This window comes from Streptomyces yangpuensis (genome assembly GCF_024666385.1).
In the GTDB taxonomy this organism is placed as follows: Bacteria; Actinomycetota; Actinomycetes; order Streptomycetales; family Streptomycetaceae; genus Streptomyces; species Streptomyces yangpuensis.
In genome coordinates, this window is the sequence record NZ_CP102515.1 from 346,249 (window position 1) to 362,437 (window position 16,189).

A 16,189-nucleotide genomic window follows, 5' to 3' on the forward strand; every position below is an offset into this window, starting at 1 on the left:
CTGACACCGGCCGATCCCGGTGCCTCTGTGTCGGAAAGGGTCCGCATGAGCATCGTCGAGGAAAGACCGCTTCAGGTCGTCGCCCCCGCTCAGGAGGCGCGTCCTGCCCGTGAGGAGATCCGCTCAGCGTCGCTGCGCGAGCGGACCACCGAACTGCACGCCGTACGGGCGCTCGCGGAGGCCGGACCCAGCGAGCGGGCCACCGCGGCCCAGCACGCCAAGGGCAAGCTGACCGCCCGCGAGCGCATCGGGCTCCTCTTCGACGAGGGCACCTTCAACGAGGTGGAGCAGCTGCGGCGGCACCGGGCCACGGGTTTCGGCCTGGAGGACAAGAAGCCCTACACCGACGGAGTGGTCACCGGCTGGGGCAAGGTCCACGGCCGTACCGTCTTCGCCTACGCGCACGACTTCCGCATCTTCGGCGGGGCGCTCGGCGAGGCCCACGCGGAGAAGATCCACAAACTGATGGATCTGGCCGAGGCGGCCGGTGCTCCGGTGGTGGGTCTGTGTGACGGAGCCGGCGCGCGGATCCAGGAGGGTGTGACGGCGCTGGCCGGCTACGGCGGCATCTTCCAGCGCAACGTCCGAAACTCGGGAGTGATCCCGCAGATCTCGGTCATCCTCGGCCCGTGCGCGGGCGGCGCGGCCTACAGCCCCGCCCTCACCGACTTCGTCTTCATGGTGCGCGGCACCTCGCAGATGTTCATCACCGGACCCGACGTGGTCCAGGCGGTGACCGGCGAGGCCGTCACCATGGAACACCTCGGCGGCGCCGACTCGCACGCCGGCGCCTCGGGCGTCGCCGCGTTCGCCTACGACGACGAGGAGAGCTGCCTGGAGGACGTCCGGCACCTGCTGTCCCTCCTCCCCTCGAACAACCGCGAACTCGCCCCCGAAGGTGACCTCGACGACCCTGTCGACCGCCGCAACGACGCGCTGCTCGGCCTGGTCCCGGCCCGCCCCACCCAGGGGTACGACATCCGCGACCTGATCGAGGAGGTCGTCGACCACGGCGACTACTTCGAGGTGCACGGCGCCTGGGCGCAGAACGTCGTCTGCGCGCTCGCCCGCCTCGGGGGACACGTGGTCGGCATCGTCGCGAACCAGCCCGCCCACCTCGCCGGAGTCCTGGACATCCAGGCCTCCGAGAAGGCCGCGCGGTTCGTGCAGTTCTGTGACGCCTTCTCCATCCCGCTGATCACCCTGATCGACGTACCCGGCTTCCTGCCCGGCGTGGACCAGGAGCACAACGGCATCATCCGCCACGGCGCGAAGCTCCTGTACGCCTACTGCAACGCCACGGTTCCGCGCATCAGCCTGATCCTGCGCAAGGCCTACGGCGGCGCGTACATCGTGATGGACTCCCGCTCCATCGGCACCGATGTGGCCCTGGCCTGGCCCTCCAACGAGATCGCCGTGATGGGCGCCGAGGGCGCCGCCAACGTCATCTTCCGCCGGGAGATCAACGCCTCCGACGACCCGGAGGCCACCCGGCAGCAGAAGATCAAGGAGTACCAGACGGAGCTGATGCACCCGTACTACGCGGCCGAACGCGGCCTCGTCGACGACGTCATCGACCCGGCCGAGACCCGCCCCCGGCTGATCGCCGCACTCGACATGCTTCGCGCCAAGAGCGCCCAGCAGCCCAGCCGCAAGCACGGGAACCTCCCGCTGTGAGCGCGGCCGACGAACCCTCGCTGGCCGTCGCCACAATCCGGATCACCCGGGGCAATCCCACGCCCGAGGAGACGGCAGCCCTGGCCCTGCTGCTCACCGCCCGGCTGCGCCACTTCCAGGAGGACGAACGGCCCGTCGCCAGGACCAAGAGGCTCCGGGCCGGGCCCTTCCGCCCGCCCTTCCAGGCCCCGGGTTCCTGGGCCTAGGTGTATTGACCCAGGACGTTGGTGACACGCGTGCTGGGTTCTTGAAATGGGTGAGGGCCTCCGGGTTCGGTGGGGATTGCGACATCTGCATCGATCCGAGGAGGCCCTCGTGGTCCACACCGTAATGCCCCGCTGACCGACACCGGACGACTTCGACTGGCCCGTTGTGTCGTGGACGGGCAGCGTCACAGGGGCGCGGCCCCGCAGCCGGGCGGGGTCGCGCCGTGCCGGGCTACGAGTAGACCTGCCACCAGCGGTCCGCCTCTGCGCGAGCCACTTCGGCGTCATACTGACTCGCGTCGAAGTGGAGCTCCGGTGGAGGGTAGGGGTCGACTGCGAGCGGGGAGGGCCGCGGCACCTCCCAGTCCGTCCACTGCACGATCCCCCCGAACCGCTGCACGACCCCCCGCCTGGAGTCGCCCCCTGCGCCCTTCAACCTCCTTGCACACCACCGGGCACTGGCAGAGGGATGCTGAGACAGACAAAGTCGTCTTCGACAAGCCCATATGGGAGAGACCGTGAGGCGTTCACCGAGTGGTGATCAAGCGGCCGAGGGAGTCTTGGCCTGCGGTGCGGATATCACACCCGGCGACGTAGAGCGATTGGGTGCCTTCCTGAGAGCCCGAACGGAGCGGCTGGCACACGCTGACCGTGGGACCGATGAGCGCCGCACGGCACGAGCGGTGCGGAACGCACTCCAGCATCACGTTGTCACGCTCGAGCATTGCTTCTCTTTTGACGGGGAGGATTCGGGGCCTCAGGAGCTGGTCCGCTGGAAGGTGATGCTCTCGTGGAACTCGCTCTGTTCGCTGGCTTCTCCTTGGCGAGGGCATGAGGAGTTCGATCAGGAGCGGTGGTTCTCGGTGAGGATCTGGCAACCGCATTAGGGGTCTGGCCGACTCGTGGCCCTCAGCACGAAGCCGGTCCACGGCGGTGCGACGGTGACCTTCGCATCCGGCCGCAGCCGGTCCGCGATGCCGAGCACGCCCACGGGGGCGCCGTCGCACAGAACCACGACCGCGGTCCGGCCGGCCTCCACCGGTTCGGCAACGACTTGCCGATGCGCGGTCTCACACCTCGGCCGACGGCGTACCACCGCTGTCGCGCTGCCGCCGGCGGTGTTTGCGCATGGACACCTGGGAGCCGCAGCCAGTGCTGCAGTACAGCCCTCCCCCATTGCGGGTCCGGTCGAAGAAACCGAAATGGCAAGGGGGGTTCCGGCACGCCTTGATGCGCCCCCAGTCGCTGCTCTGCGCGAACGTCGTCACTGCGGCCAGTACGGTTCCGAAGAAGCGCGGCACCCCCGTCTGCGGCGAGGTCAGCTCTACGCCGCCGGCCGTGACCACCGTCGCCAGCGGGTAGAGCGAGCCCACACGTCGCAGGTGTCGCTCGGCACGCAGCAGCGGCTCACCCAGGCTCTCCTCGTCGCCCGCGTGCGCGAGCAGCAGGGTCACCAGGGCGTCACGCAGTTCGCGCGCGACCGCGGCGTCGGCGTCGCTCACCACGGATTCGCCGCCGAACTCCCCGTGCTCCGCCAGCCACGCCGCGAACGAGCCCCCATCCCCGAACAGCTCCCGGCGACCCGACCCGTCCGCGCGCGTGTTCACGAACGCGAGAACGGTCTCCACCGTGGGCGCGACGGTGCGGGGGCCGGCTTCGGGGGATCCGGCGGGCGTAGCGATCATTCCCCAACACTACATCAGCAGTAGGGCTCTAACCCGACTAGTAGGCAACCATCTAGTCGATCTCCCTTGACCTGTTGCGAGCTAACGCCTTACGTTCGCAACATGAACACGACACCGAACCACCAGCTCCACCTCCGCACATGGCTGATCACCGGCGCGACGTCCGGCATCGGCCGCGAACTGACGCTCCAGGCACTGGAGAACGGCGACACCGTCGCGGCCCTCGCCCGCGACACCTCCCCTCTGGACGAACTGGCGCAGGCGCACGGTGAGCGCCTGCTGTGCATCCAGGCGGACGTACGTGACGAGCGAGCCGTCCGGGACGCGGTGAACGGCACGGTCGCGCGGTTCGGCCGTATCGACGTCGTGGCCAACAACGCGGGATACGGACTGTTCGGATCCGTTGAGGAGGCCTCCGACGCGCAGGCCCGTGCCGTGTTCGACACCAATGTCTTCGGGGTGCTCAACGTGCTCCGCGCGACGCTGCCGGTGCTCCGCGCCCAGCGGTCCGGGCACGTACTCCAGGGCTCGTCGGTCTACGGGCAGTCCGCCCATCCCGGCGTGGGCCTGCTGGCCGCCACCAAGTACGCGGTTGAAGGGCTGTCCGACGCGCTCGCGGCCGAGGTCGCACCGCTCGGCATCAAGGTCACGATCATCCAGCCCGGGATGACCGCGACCCCCTTCCTCGCCAACCTCGATGTCGCTGCCGGTCTGGCCGACTACGACCAGACCGTCCGCGAGGTCCAGAAGGGCATCGGCGAGCTGCCGCCGTCCGCGTTCTCCGCCGCGGCACGGATCGCCGAAGGCATCCGGAACGCGGTGGACAGCCCCAACCCGCCGCTGCGCCTGGCTCTCGGCGCCTCCAGCGCGACGGCCATGCGTCCCGCCCTGGAAGCACGGATCGCAGAGCTGGACAGCTGGCAGCACGCGACCGAAGCCGTCGACAGGTAGTACGGGCAGGTCCGGGGGCGAGGCCACGGGCAGACGGCTTCGGCCCCGGGCCCCTGCAGGACCATCACGCCCTACCTGCCCCCGGCGGACATCGGCCACGGTCGCCCTGCGACTGCCCGGACGGGCGCACCCAGGCTGCCGCCCGGTACGCCGACGCCGGCTTGACCAACGGCCACGCAAACGTCCGAGCTGTGGCGTTCGCTGCCGAACCAGCCGCCTTCATCCCTAATCCCTCCGGCCCCCACTGCTCCGCGGCTTCCCGACGCCGTCCACTTCCCCAACGCTGGACGCGACGCCGACGCCGGACACCCGGCACCGGCGGAGTCACCGACGCCGAGCCCGTCCGCCACCTCGCCGACCCCGCGCCGAGCCGATCGGCTCGCTGCACCGAACGCAGCGGCTGACACAGCTCACCGCCGAAACGCCGGACGGGCGCGGGCCGGCCGCAGCCGGCCCGCCGTCGCCCGCGCCTCCTTGCACGGTGGCCATGCTCATGCGCGCACCGGCACGCCGTTGCTGACCCGGGTGACTCCGACGCGGGGGCACCGCCACCCTGCGCGACGACCGCGGCCGCACCGTCGACACCGAGTCCTGAGGCCGCCGCCGCTAACCCCTGTCTGAGCAGACCCCGCACCAGGTCGCGGGTCCTGCGTGACGAGACCCCGTGCGGGACCCCCTGCGGGCCTCGCCTCACCAGGCGATGGCCCGCACTGCTGCGCGCAAGGGGGTGGGCTGTCGGTGGCGGAACGCGACGCTGCGGGGCAGGAGCTCACCCGTACGCTGAACCCGTCGCTCACCCTCACCCACGAGTACGACGTGATGGGCCGCCGCGCCGCCCAGTCGGTCGTCGGGCAGGATGGCCGCAACCTCCAACGGCGGGGCTACACCTACCGCGCCGACGGCTATCTGACCGGTATCGACGACTCCCTCACCGGCCCACGCACCTTCACCCTGGACGCAGCGGCCCGCGTCACTGCCGTTGAGGCCTCCTCCTGGTCGGAGCGCTACGCCTACGACGACGCCGGCAACCAGACTGCTGCCTCCTGGCCGACACAGCACCCCGGCGCGGAGGCCCAGGGCGACCGCGCCTACACGGGCACCCGCATCACCCGCGCGGGATCGATCCGCTACGAGCACGACGCACTGGGCCGCATCACCCTCCGTCAGAAGAGCCGCCTCTCCCACAAGCCCGACACCTGGCACTACGAGTGGAACACCGAAGACCAGCTGGTCGGGGTCACCACCCCGGACCGCACGCGCTGGCGCTACCAGTACGACCCCCTGGGCCGCCGGACGGCCAAGCGGCGTCTGTCGGAGACCGGCACGGTCGTCGAGGAGACCCTCTTCACCTGGGACGGCACAACCCTCTGCGAGCAAACCAGTGGCTCGGTCACCCTCACCTGGACCCACCAAGGCCTCCACCCCGTCACCCAGACGGAACGCATGACCCAGGAGGAGGTCGACGACCGCTTCTTCACGATCGTCACGGACCTGTTGGGCACCCCCACCCACCTCCTCGCAGAAGACGGCACCACGGCGTGGCACACCCGCACCACGCTCTGGGGCACCACAACCTGGAACCGCGACGCAACCGCCTACACCCCGCTCCGCTTCCCAGGCCAGTGCTACGACCCCGAGTCCGGCCTCCACCACAACTACTTCCGCACCTACGACCCCGAAAGCGCCCGCTACCTCACTCCAGACCCCCTCGGCCTCACCCCCGCCCCCAACCCCGCCACCTACACGCACAACCCCCACACCTGGTCCGACCCACTGGGGCTCAACCCCTGCCCGCCGAAAGAATCCGGTGTCGAGACCCCGGAGGTCGTCGCACCCAAACCGCTCAAGCCGAATCAGGTCATGACTGAGTGGGAGAATTTCCTAGGCGAAGGGCCGTACACCAACATCCACCCACGGACGGGGATTCCTGATCCACACCGACTCGTCTCCGCCGACGGGTTGCGAAGCATCAGAATGGGACCGCACGAGATGAACAGCAAACCGACCAAGTTCCACTTCCATATGGAGACCTGGACGTTTGTTTCCCCTACCAACACGTGGATCGTTGACAACACAATGGTTCGAGTCCCGCTGGGGTTGAAGTAATGAATGTGATCATCGGCAGCCTGATCGGACAAAGCAGTCGCGTCGTCTTCTCAGGGCCTCTGGGCGAGGCCTGGGGGACATGGCAGGGTGATGAGCCTCCGCAGCTCGGCCCGACAAATGTGGAATTTGATATTCCGGATGTGATCGAGAAGTGGACTTCGACGGACGCTGCCGAGTCGCTGGAAGGGCCACTCGGCGCACCCCTGACATTCTGTGGAATTGTGGAGTCAGTTGGCGATGATGGAGTCGCTGCAATCCGCATGGCATCCGACATCGTGCTAGTAGAGCTTGGTCCACCCGCTCCCTCACCACGCCAAAGGATCATGTTCCACGTTCCCCGGATCGATCTCTATCCCTATTCACTTTGAGTGGGTGTTTGAGGTGAGCAAATTGCCCTTGATGCCCTTGATGCCCTAGTTGGCCGGGCTGGATGGTCACGGCCGGTGGGGACCGGGTCAGTGCGCGGTTCGCAGCACGGGCCGCTTCCAGCTCTGCCGCCCGCCCCGCCTGTTACCGGTGTGCCGGCACCGCTCCGGCCGCGCCCGGGGCAGGGTCCGCCGGATCAGCCGGGCCTGTCGGCCCGTGCCCGCTGACCCGCCCTGTCCCGACGGAGGGGGTCGTTGCTGACGACGTCCGGATATCCGCCGCTGCCTGAGCCGTTTGCCGAACCCCTCGGGGAGGCCGCGCATACTGCGGCGATGGCCTACCGGCTAGTGCTGGCCATCTCCGACGCGGTCCGCCGCCCCGCCCAGAAACGCCTGACCTGACGGGAGGAGTAACTCGGCGAGGACGCCGGGAAGATGGCGCCGGGTTGGTCGGCCGGCCAGCTGCGCGGTCGCCTCGGCGACGACGTCCTGGCCGTGCTGATGCAGGACGCGGACTGGCCGCAGATGGCCCGCCGGCTGGTGGGCCTGCAGCAGGCCGGCGTCGACCTCGGGGTGTTCCTGCCGCAGATGGGGCGGATGACCGCCGGGGTCCACCAGGCCGTCACCGCGAACAACGCGCGGACCAAGGCCGAAGGCAACGACCGCTGGGCCGACCTCCTCAAGACGTCGATGCCTTCAGGTCTGGTTCGCGACGCGATCCTCTCCTCCCCGGCCTGGCCCGACATCGCCGCCGCGATGGGCCGCCTCGATGCGGCGGGGATCGACGTCGCCGACGCCCACCGCGCCGGGGCCGGCGTCGACCAGGCCGTCGCCGCGGTCACCGCGGCCGCCGCCACCCCCACGACGGCCCCCGGCCGCCCCTACCGCGGCCGCGGCCGCTGCCAACACCGCCGTTCCCGCGACGGCCCGGTCCCGGCCTGGACCAGGGTCAGGGTGTGGCGGCAGGTGTGACGCGGCTGAGATATTCGTCGTACTCGCAGTCGGCGTCGGGATCGCCGACGGTCGGACACATCACGGGATCATCCGCTTCGCCGAAGAGGAAGACGGGCACCGTGCAGTCGGTACCGGAGAATGTGAGCTGCAGGTAGGCACCGCGATCCACCGGATCGTCCACCACTGAACCAAAGCGCCAGCTGCCGGAGGACGGGTCCGACAGGTCGCCGCAGCGCTCTGCCGCCGACAATCGGGCAACCCGGTCACTGGTGAAACTTCCGTTCGCGTGGAAGGCCAAGACCGTCCCCTCCCGGCTGCGCCATAAGAACGATCTTGACATTCGGGATGGCCTGCAGGTCGCGCTCGCCTGCATGCCCGAGGGCTCGCAGCGGGAGCTGTCATCTCTGCTGGATTCACTGGACGCCCGTTTCGAGGCGTGCACGATCCAGGACGCCACCGGGGAGCTGGACCCCTGGCTGCGGCGCAGACGCAGGAATGCCGATCCCGCGCAGTGGTGGTGGCACCGCAAGCCGAAGACCGCTCCGTGGTGACGGGCAACGCTACCGTGGCGGTCGAGTTCTCCCGTCCCCCACCAGAGGTGGGCTGTCGGTGGTGGCGGTGACCATGGGGAGATGAGCGCCGGTATCGCGCCCGGGGCCCCGCACACGGGTGCCGGTGGGTTGTGCGAGGACATCCGGGGCGCCCTCGAAGCGTGGGTGCCCGGGATGCTCGGCGTCCACGTCCCTAGGGCAGCCAGCGGCCGGGCCGGCCGAGGTGGCTCAGCTGGTCGGCGTGGCCGCGGACGCCGCCGAGGTCACGGTGCTCCCCGGCGACGTCCTGCCTGCCCGGCCCGGTGGCCTTCGGCCGCCGGGCCCTCGCCATCAGGTCACGAGCCGAAACCGCTGGATGCCAGCTCGCGCCAGCGGCACCTGTTGACAGATCACCTCGTCACGGGCGGCGGGTCCGATTCTCAGTCCCGAAGTGCGGCGACCATCGGGCGCCTGGATTACGGCCGGTCGGGTCACAGCTCGCAACGCAGCCCAGACCAGCCGGGTCTGTTCGCTGAGGGTCTGATGCATTTCCGGTCCGACTTCGGGTTCGAACCACCGCACTGCGAGCCGCCCACTCTCGAAGAACTCGCCCCGCTCGTCCGTCCTGAGCCGCGAACGGAGCAACTGGACAACTGCCGCTCTCGGTGGCCCGACAGGCGTGAGGACATCCGTAGCCGGATTGATCCCAGGCGGCAGGGAAGAGCCTGCCGGGAGGGGGAGAAACGCCTGCGTGCTTCCGCAGCCCAGAGCGGACTCGATGGAGTCATGCAAGTGCACCTGGTGCAATCCGGCAGGCCCTGGGTGGCTGCAGAGCCATCCGGGCGAGGGAAGCGCCTCGGCAATTCGTTGCCCCAGAAGCACCTCATCGGCAGGCGTCAGCCATGTGTCCGTCGTCTTCGTGCGAGATCCCCCGATTGCCATGGGGCCAGAATGCCAGTGCCCTCCGCCTACCCCGCAGTCGCTCCACCTTCGCCGATGCCGCCGGCCGTGGGGGTGATGCGGGAGAGGCGTCCGCGGTCGTGATGCCGAAGAAGGCGCCGGGCGGGTCGGAGACGGTGGAGCTCCTGGAGTACCTCTTCGGTTCCGGGGAGCGCGACGAGCACACCGGCCCCCACCTGATCGCCGCCTGGGACCTGGACCTGGACCTGCCCTGCCCGGCCCGCGACCCCGGCCGGATGTCGCTCGCCGGCCTGGTCCTGCTCCTGGACGCCCCCGTCGAAGCTTTGCGGGGCCCGCGCCCGGCCGAGCACGTGTGGCATGTCTCGGTCCGCAACCACGCCGGCGACCGCACCCGTCGCTACCGCGATGGTGCACGCCGCGGGTATCGCCGCCCGCGGTGATGAGCACGCCTGCCGGTGGGTCGCGGTACGGCACGCAGGCGACCACATCCACATCGCGGCGACCCTCGCCCGCCAGGACGGCCGCCACCCCCGGCTGCGCGGGGACATCCCCGCGATGCACACTGCCGTCCGCGTCTTCGAAGCCCGCCGGGGCCTCACGCCGATGTCACCCCTGGACCGGACCGCGCGCCGCCGCCCCGCCACCGGCGAGGCCGAGAAGGCCGCCCGCCGGGGCCTGGCCGAGACCGCCCGCGAATCCCTGCAGCGCACCGTCCGCATCGCGGCCGGGCTCGCGCACGACGATGCCGACTTCCTCGACCGGCTCCGCGACGCCGGCCTGCGCGTGCGCGAGCGCCACGGTGACGACGGCACCCTGGTCGGCTACGCGGTCGCGCTCCCCGGCGACCGTGCCGACCGCGGCAGCCGGCCGGTGTGGTTTGCCGGTTCGACGCTCGCCTACGACCTGTCCCTGCCCCGCGTCCGCGAACGCTTCACCCCGCACGCCGCGCCCGCGGACTGGGCGCTCGCCGAGGCACGGATCCGGGAGGCCTCCGCCGTTCTGGGCCGCGCCGGACAAGCCGAAGGCGCGGGTGATGTCGCCGCGCTCGGTGACCTCCTGGCCGTCGCTGCCGAGTACTCTCCGGCCCTGGTCCGTGACCGTGTCCGCGCGGCGGCCGACGCGTTCGAGCAGGCCGCCCGCGCCCCCGGCGCCCGCTCGCTGGAGGGCCGCGCCCGCGCCGGATGGCGCTCGGCCGCGCGGGCGTTGGAGCACGCCCCGCGTGCCGGCCGCGGGGGAGGCGCCGCGGTCGTCCTCACCCTGCTGATCGCGCTCGTGGAGGCGGTGGAGGCCGCGGCCGACTGGCACCGCGCGCAGGAGCACCGGGCGCAGGCGAAAGCCGCCGCGGAGGCCGCCGTCCTGCTGCGCGACGCCGCCGCCCTGACCGGCACCCCGCCCCCGACGATGAGGCTGCGCACCGGTCGGGTGGTGCGCACGCCGGGCCGTGGCCTGCCCGCCGCTACGCCCGTTACCGGTGTACCGGTCCGCCCGCGCCCGGGGCAGGGTCCGCCGGACCGGCCGGGCCCGTCCCGTACGCGCTGAACCCGATCCGAGGAAGCTGCCGATGACGTCCGGATACCCGCCGCTGCCCGAGCCGTTTGCCGAAGCCCTCGGGGAGGCCGCGCACACTGCGGCGATGGCCTACCGCCTGGTGCTGGCCATCTCCGACGCGGTCCGCCGCGCCGCCCAGAAACGCCTGACCGGACGGGAGGAGGAACTCGGCGAGGACGCCGAGAAGATGGCGCCGGGCTGGGCGGCCGACCAGCTGCGCGGCCACCTCGGCGACGACATCCTGGCCGTGCTGATGCAGGACACCGACTGGCCGCAGATGGCCCGCCAGCTCGTCGGCCTGCAGCAGGCCGGCGTCGACCTCGGGGTGTTCCTGCCGCAGATGGGCCGGATGACCGTCGGGGTCCACCAGGCCGTCACCGCGAACGCCGCCCGTATCAAGGCCGAAGGCACCGACCGCTGGGCCGACCTCCTCCAGACGACGATGCCTTCAGGTCTGGTCCGCGACGCGATCCTCTCCTCCCCGGCCTGGCCCGACATCGCCGCCGACATGGGCCGCCTCGACGCCGCAGGCATCGACGTCGCCCGGATCCTCACCGACGCCCACCGCGCCGGAGCAGGCGTCGACCAGGCCGTCGCCGCGGTCACCGCGGCCGCCGCCAACACCCCCACCCCCACCCCCACGACGGTCCCGGCCTCGACTCCGGCCGCCCCTACCGGGGCCCCGGCGGCCGCCGCTCCGGCTCCCGCACCCGCGGCCGGCGCCCGCGTACCGGCCGATGACCCGTGGGCACCGCCCACCCGACCGATCCCCGCCCCCGCCCCCGCTCCCGCAGCGCCCGTTCCTGCTCGCGGGGCGGCGGTCGGCGCCGCGAGGGATGTGCTGGCCGAGCGCATGGGCGCGGCCGGTGACCCGTGGGCTGCGCCCGCCCGCCCGGTCCCCGCTCCGGCACCCACCCCTGCGCCCGTTCCCGTGTCCGTGCCTGCGAGTTCGGATGCGAAGCGGGTATGGGGCCCGCTGACCGAGGGCCTGACCGTTCCCCGCGACCTCGACCTCGGCAACCGGCCCCGCGCCCTGAAACAGCTCAAGGTGCAGCCGGCCGCGCACTCCCAGATGGTCGCGATGGTCAAGGAGGTCCTGCCGGAGCGGGAAGCGGGCCTCCTGATCGGCTCACGCCCGTGGCCGCTGCTCGCCGCCCGCATGCAGCAGCTCGGCGAACACCACGGCACCGACACCGTCGCCCAGCACCTGAACCGCCTCACCACCGCCACCTCCTGGCAGGAAGCCACCGGCAGCGCCCTGGTCGGCCGCCTCGTCGACGCCACCCTCACCTCCCTGACCACCCCGCCCGGGACGCCGGCCGCCTCCCGGCCCAGGGTCTCCGCGGCCGCCGCCCGCTCCCGCTCCACCACCACCCCGGCCGCCGCGGCCCCCGGCCGGCCGGCCCCGGCGGAGGCCGCGGTCCCCGCCCACCGGCAGCAGGCCGCACCGGCCAGGGGCGCGGGGCGTACGCGGTGACGGCGAAGACTCCCGGACGGCGGGGCCTGCGGGCGCGGACCGACCGGGGGCGGGCCCCCGGCGCCTGCCCGGGGAGAACCGTGGGGAAGAGGGGAGGCGGATGGTGATGACGGGCAGGTAGCGGCGGGCCGGTGGCAGCGTGCTGGCCGGGATCGTGGTCCTGGGCGGTGCGTGGCGCTCGGGTGTCCTGTACCTCCCGCAGCCCGCCGATCCTCATCCGCCCGCGCCGCCCGCGCCGCCCGCGCCGCCCGCGCCGGTGCGGCCGTCCTCGGCGCGGGCGAAGGCGGACCAGGAGCGCTCGATGCGCCTGCTGAAGGCGATCGACGAGGCCGCCGACGACGGGTCCGGCTTGCCGGGGGAGTTGTCGGAGTTCGAGCGGATCGTCCTCTTCGGCGTCGCCGAACCCCCCGTCGGCAGTACCCGCCACCGGGACTACCTCCGCATGGTGTTTCTGGGGTCGCGTCCGGCTGCCGGCCTGCCCGCGGTGTCCTTGCCCGCCCCGCGGAGCGCGGGTCTGTTCTCCGGCTGCGTTCGGTCTTTCTTTCGCCTGGAATTGGTGCTGCTTGTCGAATGGGTGCGATATCGGGGTGGGAATCTGCTTCTATTTCGTGGAGGTGTTTTGAGGTGTGGTATTTGTGGCCGGTCGGGTGTGTTGGTGTGCGGGCGTGGTTTTTCTGGTCCTGTTTTCCCCGGCGCGGTGGCGGGTACCGGCGGTCCGGTGGAAACGCAGGGGCGGGGCCGGGGGGCGTGTGCGGCAACACCGGTACGGTCTTCGGCCGCGAGCCGGTGGGCGTGTGCGGTAACGCTGAACCCGGCCTTCGGCAACGTCTTCGGCAACGAGGGGGAGATCCTAATTGTTGCGCCGGGCGGCTGGTACTCACTTCCGGACAAAGATGAAACAGCTAGGCATCTGTGCAGGTCAGAGTGTGTAGGACGGGTTCGTAACGCCGGGAGGGGGGCTTGACGGACATGCACGGCGGGGGCCACGGTGGAAAACACCTTCCCGCGCGGATGATCGGACAGGAATCGCCTCCGCCAGCCGCATGAATGTCTGACGGTCCAGACAGTCGGGTGAGCGCACCGCCCCTTCGTTGGCAGACGAAGTAGGGGCGGAATCAATAGCTCCACTTTCGAACCTCTCGCATATGTGTGCGAGAGGAATTTTGTGTTTCCGGGGAAACTTGTCAGAGTGCCTATTCGTATGCAGTAATCGAAGAAGCCGGTGAGGGTCTGCCAACTCTCCGCGGCTGTTCTGTGTGCAAGTTCTGGACCGTCAAAAGAAAAGCGAATGGGTGAAGGAGCGGGCTATGAGCCGCTGGTTGCTGGGTCTTTCCGGCCGGGGATCCGCGTGGTGCGTGACGCCCCCGGACAGCCGGGTCCGGCGTTTTCGGCCGTCGAAGGCGTTCGTGATCGTGATCGTCCTGGCGATGCTCGCCGAGCTGGTGCTGGTGGTGTGCGGTGTGCCGGCGACCACCGCGGTCCAGGCGGTCGCGGCGGTCCTCGCCACGGTCGAGGCCGTACGCCGGCTGACCGCCAGGGGCCCGGCCCCCGCAGCCGCCACCGCACGGTAGGTGCGGTGGCGGGGATGCAGGCCACGCAGACCGTCACGTCCGAGGCGGCGGAACTCGTCAACGAGCTCCGCCGCCTCCGGGCTGCCAACGGGAACCCGAGCCTGAGGATGATCAGCGAGTTCGCGCAGGGCCGGATCTCCGCGGCCACCCTCTCGCGCCTCTTCTCCGGCCGGATACTGCCCCACGAGGAGACCGCGACAGCAGCGGCCGACGCCCTGCTGCGGATCGGCCGCGTCCCGCCCCCGGAAAGGGCCCGGGCCACGAAGCACGTCGCGGAGCTGTACGGGAAGGCCAGGCGCGCGCAGCGCGCGCGGTCGCACCGCAGGGTGCCCCGGCCCAGGGAGGCCGGGCAGCCGGGCAGCAGTCTGGAGGATCTGCAGCACGAGCTGTGGGAGCTGATCCGCTCTCACGGACTGACCCTGAGGGAGATCTCCCATCACCTGTCCTGGTCCAGGAGCGCGCTCTCCGAGGCCCTCAACCACCCCACCCGGCCGCCGAGCCTGGCCATGGTGCAGGGCATCGCCCGGCTCTGCGAGGTGAGTCCGGAGCCGCTGCTGCAGGCGCTGCGCCGGGCCGACCAGGACCGCGCCCGGGCCGAAGAGGCCTCCGCGGCGAGTACGGCAGCCGCACGGCAGGAGCCGGCGCCCACCACCCCGCCGCCCGGCGCCATGCCGGATCCCGGCCCGGCCCCGCCTCCTTCCGCCGCCCCGTCCTCCACCCGGGTTCCTCCGGCGCGCGGGCCCGGAACCGGGGCGTGGCTGGCGCAGGCCTCGCTGATGGACATCCTGGTGCAGGCCGCCGCGACCCGGCCCCCGGCCGAGATAGCCGCTCTGGTCACGGGCCTGAAGGCCGGCGGGGAGCCCGGGCTCGCCGCCCGCATCGTGCAGGAGGCCGCCGGCACCCGCTCCGCCGACGACGTCACGGCCCTCGCCCTGGCCCTCCTGGCCCAAGCCCCCAACCCCACCCCGACTCCCGCCCAGCCGGGCACCCCGCTCGGGAACCCGTTCCCCGGCAGCACAACGGCCCACGCTCCCCGGAATCCCGGACGCAGGGGGTGGCTCCTCGACGAAGACGACTGACCCCCTCAGCCCGCGGGCCCACCCCGTACGCGCCGGCAGCGGCCCGTGTGCCGACGGGGCGAGGCCCCCGGCTTCCGGCCGCCCTCTGAGCGCCGGGAACCGGGCCCGTGGCCCTGGTGCCTCGCAGCCGCCGTCGACGACGGGTTCGGCCTGCCGGGGGAGTGGCTGGAGTTCGAGCGGAGCGTCCTCCGCGGTGTCGCCGGGCTCGAGGCCGTGAGTACCCGCCGCCGGGCCGCGGTTACCCGCGCCCGGGAACGCGGAGCGCCCCGGAAGCGGGGGTAGGGGTCCGTAAATCGTTTTACGGAGCCGCGCAGGGTGCACGGCCGGGAACGCGGACAGGGCCGGCCCGGCGTGTGCGGGTCGGCCCTGTCGCGTGCGGCACTCGCGCGGCAACGCGGTGCTGCTCTTGTCCCTGTCTGCGAAGTCACCAGCATTCGAGGGGTTCCGCCGGTCTCCCAGCGGGTGGTGTCCCCCACCGTGGCCTAGGTCGTCGCAGGAGGCAAGCGGCGTTGGGACAGGAGCGGACCAACGGTCCCGCTGGTGGGTCAGTTGGCCCTTGGCACGGTGCAGTTGCCGAGGTCTCCTGGGGCCTGCCGGAGGGAAGTGCTCGCCCTCAGCAGGCATATGTGCTGTTCAGCACCTGGCCTGAGCCCCAGATAACAAAAAATATCTCGTGGACGCCAGTGAACCAACGAACTGACATATGGGGCATTTCGGGCCTGTGGCGGATGGTAGTTCTTAGGCCGGAAGGGGTAGTCCTGACATGATGTGAGTTCTGGGGACGGCGACGGCAATCGCCCCCCGGGAGGCGCCACTTGGCGCGAAGTCACCAGCACGAGGGGGCGCGGTGTGCCCGCGCCCCCTCGCAGTATCGATGGGAGCCGGGCTGCGCCCTGCTCCCGGACTAGGGGTTTCGTATGCAGGAACAGCTGAGCCGTACGCAGGGCCAGGACCGTCGGAGTGAGGCGGGTGCCCGGTCGGGGCAAGCGGGCGGGATGACGCTGCCGCAGGCGGCGGTCGTCTGCGTGGTGCTCGTCCTGGTCGTCGTGATGCGGATGTACGGGCAGATGCCGATGGCGGAGATCTTCCAGCTCCTGGCCGGTGGCGCCGGGATCAGCG

Annotated in this window: 15 protein-coding genes and 1 pseudogene; 13 read left to right on the forward strand and 3 right to left on the reverse strand. The window is 71.3% G+C overall.

What is annotated here, in order from left to right; genetic code table 11:
• Positions 1–45 precede the first annotated feature (45 nt).
• Together NRK68_RS35200 and NRK68_RS35205 are read left to right on the forward strand one after the other, a co-directional pair.
• A complete protein-coding gene (locus NRK68_RS35200; protein WP_257858253.1) occupies positions 46–1,677 on the forward strand; it encodes an acyl-CoA carboxylase subunit beta in 1,632 nt (543 codons plus the stop codon).
• Positions 1,674–1,883, forward strand: a complete 210-nt coding sequence (locus tag NRK68_RS35205) for an acyl-CoA carboxylase epsilon subunit (protein ID WP_257858254.1) — start codon at positions 1,674–1,676, stop codon at positions 1,881–1,883. Before NRK68_RS35200 ends, NRK68_RS35205 begins: the two co-directional genes overlap by 4 nt.
• Positions 1,884–2,953: 1,070 nt before the next feature.
• Here NRK68_RS35205 and NRK68_RS35210 read toward each other — a convergent pair.
• Positions 2,954–3,568 carry a CGNR zinc finger domain-containing protein gene (locus NRK68_RS35210; protein ID WP_257858255.1) on the reverse strand — a complete coding sequence of 205 codons (615 nt, stop codon included), beginning with the start codon at positions 3,566–3,568 and terminating at the stop codon, positions 2,954–2,956.
• A 102-nt stretch (positions 3,569–3,670) separates the two neighbouring features.
• Here NRK68_RS35210 and NRK68_RS35215 point away from each other — a divergent pair, with 102 nt between their 5' ends.
• The 4 genes and pseudogenes from NRK68_RS35215 to NRK68_RS35230 all read left to right on the forward strand — a co-directional run bounded on the left by NRK68_RS35215 (position 3,671) and on the right by NRK68_RS35230 (position 7,962).
• Complete coding sequence (locus NRK68_RS35215; protein WP_257858256.1) at positions 3,671–4,519, forward strand: SDR family NAD(P)-dependent oxidoreductase; 849 nt, start codon at positions 3,671–3,673, stop codon at positions 4,517–4,519.
• A 750-nt stretch (positions 4,520–5,269) separates the two neighbouring features.
• A pseudogene (locus NRK68_RS35220) lies at positions 5,270–6,313 on the forward strand (RHS repeat-associated core domain-containing protein); the annotation flags it as partial.
• A gap of 311 nt (positions 6,314–6,624) precedes the next feature.
• Positions 6,625–6,993, forward strand: a complete 369-nt coding sequence (locus tag NRK68_RS35225) for a hypothetical protein (RefSeq protein WP_257858257.1) — start codon at positions 6,625–6,627, stop codon at positions 6,991–6,993.
• A gap of 432 nt (positions 6,994–7,425) precedes the next feature.
• On the forward strand, positions 7,426–7,962 hold the full coding sequence (locus tag NRK68_RS35230; protein WP_257858258.1) for a hypothetical protein: 537 nt from the start codon (positions 7,426–7,428) through the stop codon (positions 7,960–7,962).
• On the opposite strand, the gene NRK68_RS35235 is transcribed toward NRK68_RS35230, so the two are convergent.
• Complete coding sequence (locus NRK68_RS35235; RefSeq protein ID WP_257858259.1) at positions 7,940–8,242, reverse strand: hypothetical protein; 303 nt, start codon at positions 8,240–8,242, stop codon at positions 7,940–7,942. The genes NRK68_RS35230 and NRK68_RS35235 overlap by 23 nt on opposite strands.
• Before the next feature lie 73 nt (positions 8,243–8,315).
• On the opposite strand from NRK68_RS35235, the gene NRK68_RS35240 reads away from it, so the two are divergent.
• A complete protein-coding gene (locus NRK68_RS35240; protein ID WP_257858260.1) occupies positions 8,316–8,495 on the forward strand; it encodes a hypothetical protein in 180 nt (59 codons plus the stop codon).
• A 193-nt stretch (positions 8,496–8,688) separates the two neighbouring features.
• On the opposite strand, the gene NRK68_RS35245 is transcribed toward NRK68_RS35240, so the two are convergent.
• The gene (locus NRK68_RS35245; protein ID WP_257858261.1) at positions 8,689–8,826 is read right to left on the reverse strand and encodes a hypothetical protein; all 138 of its coding nucleotides are present in this window, start codon (positions 8,824–8,826) and stop codon (positions 8,689–8,691) included.
• A gap of 688 nt (positions 8,827–9,514) precedes the next feature.
• Between NRK68_RS35245 and NRK68_RS35250 the strand changes: the two genes are divergently transcribed.
• The 6 genes from NRK68_RS35250 to NRK68_RS35275 form a co-directional block, all read left to right on the forward strand.
• A complete protein-coding gene (locus NRK68_RS35250) occupies positions 9,515–9,835 on the forward strand; it encodes a hypothetical protein (protein ID WP_257858000.1) in 321 nt (106 codons plus the stop codon).
• On the forward strand, positions 9,801–10,934 hold the full coding sequence (locus NRK68_RS35255; RefSeq protein WP_257857999.1) for an amino acid adenylation domain-containing protein: 1,134 nt from the start codon (positions 9,801–9,803) through the stop codon (positions 10,932–10,934). Before NRK68_RS35250 ends, NRK68_RS35255 begins: the two co-directional genes overlap by 35 nt.
• Positions 10,935–10,956: 22 nt before the next feature.
• Positions 10,957–12,420: a hypothetical protein gene (locus NRK68_RS35260; protein ID WP_257857998.1), complete on the forward strand. Its 1,464-nt coding sequence runs from the start codon at positions 10,957–10,959 to the stop codon at positions 12,418–12,420.
• 1,307 nt (positions 12,421–13,727) lie between these two features.
• Positions 13,728–13,991 carry a hypothetical protein gene (locus NRK68_RS35265; RefSeq protein ID WP_257857997.1) on the forward strand — a complete coding sequence of 88 codons (264 nt, stop codon included), beginning with the start codon at positions 13,728–13,730 and terminating at the stop codon, positions 13,989–13,991.
• Positions 13,992–14,005: 14 nt separating this feature from the next.
• Entirely contained in the window at positions 14,006–15,070 is a 1,065-nt protein-coding gene (locus tag NRK68_RS35270) for a helix-turn-helix domain-containing protein (RefSeq protein ID WP_257857996.1), read from the forward strand.
• A 917-nt stretch (positions 15,071–15,987) separates the two neighbouring features.
• Positions 15,988–16,189, forward strand: a 202-nt coding sequence (locus NRK68_RS35275) for a hypothetical protein (protein ID WP_257858262.1), incomplete at its 3' end; no start/stop codon positions are given.